Annotated in this window: 7 protein-coding genes; 6 read left to right on the top strand and 1 reads right to left on the bottom strand. The window is 40.8% G+C overall.

The genetic code is table 11. The features are described 5' to 3' along the window. Positions 1 to 259: 259 nt before the first annotated feature. Positions 260 to 1,453, bottom strand: coding sequence for a polysaccharide pyruvyl transferase family protein (locus AS141_RS25220; protein ID WP_057940496.1), 1,194 nt, complete (start codon positions 1,451 to 1,453; stop codon positions 260 to 262). A 226-nt stretch (positions 1,454 to 1,679) separates the two neighbouring features. Here AS141_RS25220 and AS141_RS25215 point away from each other — a divergent pair, with 226 nt between their 5' ends. The 6 genes from AS141_RS25215 to AS141_RS25190 are packed head-to-tail and all read left to right on the top strand — an operon-like array spanning position 1,680 to position 8,680. After that, a complete protein-coding gene (locus AS141_RS25215) occupies positions 1,680 to 3,236 on the top strand; it encodes a lipopolysaccharide biosynthesis protein (RefSeq protein WP_057940495.1) in 1,557 nt (518 codons plus the stop codon). Beyond that, positions 3,223 to 4,167, top strand: a complete 945-nt coding sequence (locus tag AS141_RS25210; RefSeq protein WP_057940494.1) for a glycosyltransferase family 2 protein — start codon at positions 3,223 to 3,225, stop codon at positions 4,165 to 4,167. Before AS141_RS25215 ends, AS141_RS25210 begins: the two co-directional genes overlap by 14 nt. A 3-nt stretch (positions 4,168 to 4,170) precedes the next feature. Continuing rightward, the gene (locus AS141_RS25205; protein WP_057940493.1) at positions 4,171 to 5,238 is read left to right on the top strand and encodes a glycosyltransferase; all 1,068 of its coding nucleotides are present in this window, start codon (positions 4,171 to 4,173) and stop codon (positions 5,236 to 5,238) included. Between the two features lie 27 nt (positions 5,239 to 5,265). Then, positions 5,266 to 6,477, top strand: a complete 1,212-nt coding sequence (locus AS141_RS25200) for a glycosyltransferase family 4 protein (protein ID WP_057940492.1) — start codon at positions 5,266 to 5,268, stop codon at positions 6,475 to 6,477. Beyond that, entirely contained in the window at positions 6,474 to 7,691 is a 1,218-nt protein-coding gene (locus AS141_RS25195) for an O-antigen ligase family protein (RefSeq protein WP_057940491.1), read from the top strand. The genes AS141_RS25200 and AS141_RS25195 overlap by 4 nt, the downstream gene beginning before the upstream one ends. Further along, positions 7,688 to 8,680 carry a glycosyltransferase family 4 protein gene (locus AS141_RS25190; protein WP_057940490.1) on the top strand — a complete coding sequence of 331 codons (993 nt, stop codon included), beginning with the start codon at positions 7,688 to 7,690 and terminating at the stop codon, positions 8,678 to 8,680. Before AS141_RS25195 ends, AS141_RS25190 begins: the two co-directional genes overlap by 4 nt. Positions 8,681 to 8,720: the final 40 nt, after the last annotated feature.

Below are 8,720 nucleotides of genomic sequence, written 5' to 3'. Positions count from 1 at the left end.
AAATGGCCCCGTAGGTTAGAACAAGGATCACCCATCAGTTATGGTTTCTGCACCCATCTACACTTCGTAAACACTAGGGGGATCAGCATCTACTTTGGTCGGATGGAAATTTCGTTTGTTCAATAGGTGAAGCATCACCGGAAATGATCCATCAGTACATTCTTTCACCAGGTTAGTGTTTGTCGCTTACATCCCACCCACGCTAAGGCGATGGGTGGGTTTTACACTCCTATTTATAAAAAGGTAGAGAAGCATGCTGTCAATTTGTTTCCAGCACCTTCACCATCTTATCAAATCCTTTCTTGATTTCATCAAGTTGCCGATCTCTGGAGGCTTCCAAATCCTCTTTAAAAGCAGCAGTAGCAATTTGAAACTGCTTATAGATTTCCGGAAACTCAACTGAGCGCTGATTACCTTTTAAGCCCCAAGTGGCTAAGTAGGCACCGAGCTTTTCCACCTTCAGTCCCACATGCGGAACAGCGTAACTTAAGGCTGTGATAGCTCCATGTAAACTTGTGCCCACATAGCACTTTGCATTTGCGATCAGATACATGATATCCCAGATATTATCCGCATCGAAATAGGTGTAGGGACTTTTCAAAAGTGTTCCGATTTCCTGCAAAGCCTCATGATCGTCGTGATCCAGTGCTTTCCCGATCGGACAAAGACAAATTTCTGTTTTGCCTTTCTGATAAATCTCATCCAATCCGTCAGCGATCACTTGCTCGTATCCACGTGTAGTTTTTTTATTTATCTGGGCGAAAATGTAATTTCCAGCATTCTTTTCCACATAATTTTGTACCGCAGGGGTGATTCTTTTTTGCAGAATACCCAGGGGATAAAATTCCGACATCAAGATGGCAGAGTCAGGAAAAAGATCCGCATCCACTCCACTTTTCTTCAAATTATCGACCGTCAACTGATCACGCACAGCAAAATAATCTGCATTCTGAAGCTTCTCCTTGAAAAAATCATATTTCGCAAAGACCGCAGGACTTAAGCCCGAGCCTCCAAGAGAATTCAAGGTTACTGACTTTACTCCAGCAAAATCAGATTTATCAAATACAAAAGGGAGAGTGGTCTTGCCTTTTAGGATTTTTTTTGTCCAGCCATTGAGGTCCAATAGCTTATTGACTTTCACATGCCTTTTGTTTATTCTTTGAAATAATGGATTCAAGGCTGCAAATAATGAATTCCAGGTTACCCCCAAAGCTTCTCCACCTGCAATAATCACATGTACAGGTTTGGCGGGATCATTACAGGCTTTATAAAACTCCTGCAATCCTTTGGTAGGAAGCCCCCCTACGTCGGAAAGATCACTTTCCACCAATCCAAAATATTCAAATTCGAACTCTTTTCCATACCTACTCAGCTGACGCTCGATCACCAATGGAAAAAGTAAATCACCGTAATTGTACCTGTCGAAGGCTCCTATAATTAAGACTTTTATCATGTGTTTTTATTTGGACAGTAGTCTATAGGCCATAGCCTAAAGACCATAATAATGAACCTTAAAAATTCTCTACCTTGCTTAAGCATAGCAAAAGAACATGTATCTGCATGGTTCGACAGACTTCTTGCAAAAAAGATACTTGATTTTTAATCTAGAGAAATTAAGCTCAGGAACTATTTTTGGTAAGTAGGACGTAAATTCATTACAAATTCATCAAAAGACTATTTTGAGCGCCAAACCAGTTGCCGTTAATCGTATTTTTTCAGGTTCAGTCTGGGGAATCTTAGCCAAAATCCTAGATGCGGCAGCCAAGTTTGTGACTATCCCACTCTTGGTAGGCTATTATGGCAAAGCTGACTACGGATTAATCGCCCTTGCTTTCTCCCTTAATGCCTATTTGAGACTCATGGATCTAGGGATGAATGTGGGTTCTGTCCGTTTCTTCTCCATGTGGGAAGCCAAAGCAGACTGGGAAAATATAGGAAGAGCCTCACGCTCAAGTATTATCTTTTACGGCACAATCGGACTAGTAAACGCGCTGATCTTCATGTTTATGGCCAATTACGGCCAATTTTTCTTTAATCTTAGACCTGATCAAATACCGACTTACCGGATCATGATGTACATTCTTTCGGCCAGTACCGTTTTAAACTGGCTGTCGAACGTCATCATCCAGCTCCTCAGCGCCAAAGATGAATTGGGCTATGTAAACCGCGTCACAGTGGTTAGTAGTGTCTTGAACTTTGTGGTGGCACTTGCCGCGATTCATTTCAAGTGGTCATTACAGCTTTACTTTCTTTTCTATACCATTTCCACACTTGTCCCTATCCCGCTAAACATTATGCGCTTGCGGGTTTTCCCTATTCCTTTAGGACAATTGCTTAAGCCAAAATGGGATGGGCAGATTTTCAGACAAATTATCGGCTACAGCTCGGCGATTTTTCTAATGGGACTTTTCCAGCTCACCGCAAATGAATTACGCCCTATTTTGCTGGCAAAATTCGCCTCCGGAATAGATGTGTTGACAGATTACCGTGTGATACAGACGATTGCAATGCTGATCATTTCCTTTGGGACGATTTTTCTCCAGGTGCTATTGCCATCCGCATCCAAAGTCTATCAAGAGGGAAACCATCCTAAAATGGAGAAAATGGTTTTTACAGCTACACGATACATTTCCCTCTTTTTAAGTTTCATTGTTTTCCTTTTGGTGCTGAATTCGGAACCAATACTTCTCCTTTATATGGGGAAAGATTACCTCCATTTGAGTATATGGATGAATATCTGGCTCCTCACTGTGCTTCTCAATATGCACAATACACCCGTGGCCAGTCTGGTTCTTTCTTCAGGGAAAACCCGCTTTCTGATCTATTCATCTGCCACTGCATGTATTCTTTCGCTTCCGATCACGATTATTCTCGCACCTACCTTGAATGTAGGGGCAGCTGTACTAGGATATCTTGCATATATGCTGATTTCAATCGGTTTCTTCTACAGTTATTATATTCCAAAAGTTCTTAAGCTGGATAGCAAAAAGATCTTTTTCGGCGCTTTTTCACCTTCAGTTTTAGGAGCAGTTATTGCCTTTGCGCTAGCTTTCGGTATAGAAAAATATATAGAAATGCCAGAAGGATTTCTTGGAATGATTTGTAGATCGGCAATTTTCACTACGGTTTTTGCCACATTCCACTTTCTGTTTATCATCAAATCTGCGGATATTGAATTTCTGCAAACAAAAATCTTAAAGAGAAATAATCCCAATCCTCCGAATGAGCAAGAATAAATTTTCGATTTGCATTCCTGCCTACAAAAGCAAATACCTGCAAGAGTGCCTTGATAGCATCCTTGCACAGCGGATCAAGGACTTCGAATTGATCATCCTGAATGATTGCTCTCCTGAGCCTGTGGAAGAAATTGTTTTGAGAAACACTGATCCCAAAATCCGCTACTTCAAAAACGAAAAAAATGTGGGCGCTTATGACTTGGTGGACAATTGGAATAAATGTCTAGAGCACGCAACTGGGGAATATATCATCATAATGGGTGATGATGACCGGCTTTCTGCTGATTATTTGGCTGAATTCGAATCGCTGATTCAGGCCTATCCAGAATTAAATGTATACCACTGCCGCAGCAAGATCATCGACGACGACGGGAATGATGTGGTGCTCACTCCGGCTCTTCCTTCCTTTGAGTATGTATATGATTCGATTTGGCACCGCTTACGCCAGCTACGGTCAAATTATATTTCAGATTACGTTTATCGCACTTCTGCTTTGAGAGCTCAAGGGGGGTTTTATAAACTTCCATTGGCTTGGGGTTCGGATGATATCACAGCGTTTATCGCTTCTGCCAAAAAAGGAATTGCACATTCCAACAACCCCGTGTTCGAATACCGTAGCAACCAACTTTCCATCACTTCAACGGGAAACGATCTTCACAAGATGATGGCTGACATGAGCTATGCGGACTGGTTGGGAGATTTCATAAAAAACAATCCTCCACATCCTTCAAATAAGGTTATTTACCAGCATTTGCTTAAAGAAAAAGTCAATTATATGCATCAGAAGAAGCTTTATACATTGATGCTGTCCATGCGGGGTAACCCTCTTACGAAAGCAAAAATGTGGTTGAATACCCGTGAAAAATTTGGATTGTCTATCAAGGATATCGGTGTTGCGCTTGCCAAAAGCAAGAATTCTAACCGCTCATAGCCAATGAAACCACAGCCCAGAATTATTTTCAACCCCTGTGAAAACAAGGAAAATAAGTACATCGCCATTCTGGTCAATGAACTAAAAAAGAACAGGTTTGAGGTGAGCAGACTGGATGACTTTCTTTCTTCGAAAAAACACTTTCAATCCATCAAACTACTTCACTTAAACTGGTTTGAAAACCTAGATGATAGTAGTCTGGGAAGTATGTGGAAAAGCTATTTCAGAAAATTAGTCGTTTTGGCCGCGATCAAACTTGGAAAGAAAAAGCTGGTTTGGACGATGCACAATAGACTCTCCCATGAGAAAAAATCCGGAAAACTAAGTCAGGCATTGACAAGAAAAGTAGTGTCGCTTGCGGATGCGATTGTTGTCCATTCAGCAGTTTCCAAAGAGATTTTACATAGGCAATATCCAGGTCTTGAAGCAAAAATTGTCCACATCCCGCACCCTGATTTTATTGATGTTTACGGTCCGATGATTCCAGAGAGTCCAGAAAAAAGAGATTCAAAACTGAAGCTCCTTTTTATTGGGGCGATCAAACCTTACAAAAACATTGAAATGCTCATTGAAGTGGTCAAGAAATTTCCCGAGGATGTTCATTTGACCATTGCCGGCAACCCGAATACTCTAGCCTACCAGGATCATCTGCAAAAATCGGCTGAAAATGCCGGAAACATTTCTTTTGAGCTAAAATTCATTCCCGACGAAGAACTACCAAAATATATACATCTTTCCGACTTATTGATTCTTCCCTATTCGCTGGAAAGCAGTTTGAATTCAGGAACTGTCATTCTCGCTTTTTCCTATGGGAGAACAGTCATTTGTCCAAGGATTGGCACTATTGATGACTTACAGGCAGAAGAAAACGTACTGGATTATACCTATACCTCTGAATCTGAGCACGCCGAAGTATTGGAATTTCAGATTCGTCAGGCATTACAAATCTGGAGACACGATTCTATATCCCTTCTGGAAAAAGGACATCAAATGCGTGAATTAGTACAAAAGAAAAACAATAAAGATTATGTATCCGGCCAATTGATCAGTCTTTATAAGACCTTACTCTAGTGATTTTTTTTCAACTAATCTTAACCCATGAAAATAGTATACATCAATTCTCTTTATAGTCCACTCATCGAAGGCGGAGCTGAGATTTCCCTGAAATTGATCGTGGAAGGCATGAAATCTCTGGGTCATGATGTAGCCGTGTTAAGTATGATGCCCGAAGAAGGTCTGAAAAAAGAGGTAATTGATGGGGTAAAAGTATATCGTTCAGGCCTGCATAATAGCTACTGGCCCTATTCGAAAGCCAAAAAAAACAAGCTTTCCCGACTTGCGTGGCATTATCGTGATCAGTCAAATGCGGCGATGGCTGATGTGGTAAAGAAAATTCTAAGCGCTGAAAGACCAGATGTAGTGTCTTGCCACAATCTTGCGGGCTGGTCTTCGGAGGTTTGGAAGCCCATATACGAAGCAGGAATCCCCATTGTCCAGGTTTTGCATGATTTGTATTTGCTATGCCCAAATAGCAATATGTTCAAAAATGAGGAAACCTGTAAAACCCAGTGTTGGAGTTGTAAAGTTTTGCGAAGGAATCATCCGGAAAAGTCAAAGCAAGTCTCTGCTGTAGTCGGTATCAGCAACAGTATTTTACAGCGATTTACAGATTTTGGCTATTTCCCAAAGGCCTCTAAACATATCATTTACAATACCCGGACTATCCCAAATCCACCTTCAAAACCTCTTCGAAAATCCGAGCAGCCAATTCATTTCGGCTACCTGGGAACACTATCCAAAGTCAAGGGGCTGGAATGGTTGATTGAACAGTTTAAAAAACTGGATTTCAATGCACGCTTGAGCATAGCCGGAAAAGGGGATAAGGAATATGAGGCATACTTGAAAGAAAAATCTTCCGGAGCAACTATCGAGTTTATGGGTTACGTAAATTCCACAGAATTCTTGGCTGAAATCGACGTCTTAATTGTACCGTCTCTTTGGGAAGAACCTCTCGGAATGGTTGCGATCGAAGCTTTGGCAAATCATGTCCCCGTCATTGCAAATAAAAGAGGGGGACTGCAAGAAACGGTAAAAGATGGAATCAACGGTCTGTATTGCTACGATATTGAACCTGAATCCTTAAATGCTGTCATGCGCCAACTTTACTTTGAACCTGCGTTATACAATCAGCTTAGCAGAAATGCACGATCCTCGGTGGCTTCCATTTTAGATGCTGACCGGATGATTGGGGAATATGAAGATGTTTTGAAACAGGCTTTGAATAATCCAAAACTTGAAGCTTTGAAATGAACACTCCACCTATCACACGCGCTAATCAAGCGACAACGCTGGCAGGAAATGAATGGAAAGCCATTTCGATTGCAGAATCTCTTTTTTTAATTTCTGTGATTGCTATGTTTCTACCTGTGAAGGTTTATCCGATGATTTTTCTGTTAAGTTCATATTTTTTCTATAGGGAAACTCCAACAATATCTTTTCCTAAATGGTCAATTGCATTAGGTGTTTTCAGTTCTTACGCCATACTAAGTTACCTTATCAATTATCCGGGAGAGCCACTTGCATTGACTAATATCATCAAACTGGTCATTAATTTTGTCTTTCTGTTTTTTGCAATTAATTGGCTTGGATCAAGGGATAATGAGTCGCTGGCCACCAGACTAGATCTCGTGCTTCTAGCCGTATTGTCCTTATCATTAGTTCAGCTTTTGGTCTATCACCAAGCGTATGATTTTAAGCTGATTACTGGAAGTGATTCATCTGGGCAGGCTAGTTCGCTTTATAGGGATTCGCTATACTACTGGGGCTTGGATGACAAAAATATGTTTGGCGCACGTATAGCCTTGATGGGGTTTTCATTTATCTGTATTCCAGTTGTGCTGAAAAGCAAACTGTCAATCTGGAGAATTGGCTTTGTATTTCTAGTTGCTTTCTTAAGTCTTTCACGCACACCTATAGTTGCCTTATTGCTTGGGCTTTTCTTTCTGGTGTGGATTTCTGTAGAAAAAAAATGGAAAATCGCTTTGCTCGTGTCGGCAGTAATCGCGCTTCCATTTGTCCTCCAAAAAATAATCCGGATAGATTCACTCACTGCGTCCAACGATGGAATGGGAATCCGACTGGTGTACTGGAAGGCATTTGCCCAACATATTGATGCCATTTCCCCTTTGGGAAATGGCTTTCTTAGTGCCCCGGAATTTCTGGAAACCTATGCCGATTTCTACCGTGGAGAGCCTCATATCCATAACACCTTTTTATCCACTTATTTAGAAATGGGCATTGTAGGGTTTATTTCCTTCTTAGCCTTTTTGGTGTGGTTTATCAAAGACTGCTTACGAAAAATGGACAATCAAAAATTTTGGATCACGCTTTTCCTCCCGATCATCGCCATCATGATGATTTTATATTCTGGTTATGACAATGATGTAGTGATGTATTTCTTGCTAATTTATCTGGTTGGAACACTGCAAGAATTCAATATCCAAAACATAAGATTCAGCCTATGAAAAGTCAAAGAAAAATATTGATTGACAGCCGCTGGGCAGGAAACACAGGAATCGGTAGGTTATATCAAGAAGTGATCAAGTACACGCCAAGTGTGGTTTCCTGCGAATATGTGGGAAGTAAAATGGGCTTGGGCAACTTGCTGACACCGCTGATGCTGAGCGAGGAAATCAAGAAGTCAAATGCGGATATCTTCTACAGTCCGTCCTTTATGCCTCCTGCATTCTCGAAAACACCATTTATTTTCACTGTGCATGATTTGATGCATTTGTTCTATTATTCAAAGCTCCACAAGATTTATTATGAACAGGTGATTGCGAGACTGGCGCCAAAAGCAAAGAAAATCATCACTGTTTCTCATTACAGCAAAAAACAGTTGGTGGAATTGCTTCATATTCCTAAAGAGTTGATAAAAGTGATTTATAATGGTGTAGACAATCATTTTCTTCAAAATGAAGAAGAATTTAAAAGTGAAAGGCCTTACTTTCTTTATGTAGGAAATAGACGCAAAAACAAAAATATACCTGCTATGCTTTCAGCTTTTGCAAAAGCACGCATTCCCAATGAGTTTATGTTCTTTCTTTCTGGCAATACGAATCCTGAACTTGAGGTGTTGATTGCCAGTCTCGGAATTCAAAAAAGGGTTCGGTTTTTGGGTTTCATCGAAGAAGAAGATTTACCCAAATTATACAAAGGTGCCCATGCGACTTTGTTTGTTTCATTGATGGAGGGATTCGGATTGCCGATCATCGAATCCATGGCATCTGGTACACCTGTCCTGACTTCCAATACGAGTTCCCTACCTGAAATCGCCGGTGGTGCAGCTCTTTGTGTGGATCCAAGTGATGTCTCAGCGATCGCTCTTGGTATAGAGAAAATGGTAAATGATGAAATTTTCTATGTGGAATGCACCCTGAAAGGTCTTGAACGGGCTCAATATTTTAGCTGGGAAAAGACAGCATCAGAGACATGGGACACAATTCTTAATTAATAATCGGTAAATCAAACCTTTCTCCGAAAGCAAATAATGC

The organism is Algoriphagus resistens (assembly GCF_001442615.1).
GTDB classification, from domain to species: Bacteria; Bacteroidota; Bacteroidia; order Cytophagales; family Cyclobacteriaceae; genus Algoriphagus; species Algoriphagus resistens.
This window is presented reverse-complemented; position numbering and strand designations above follow the sequence as displayed.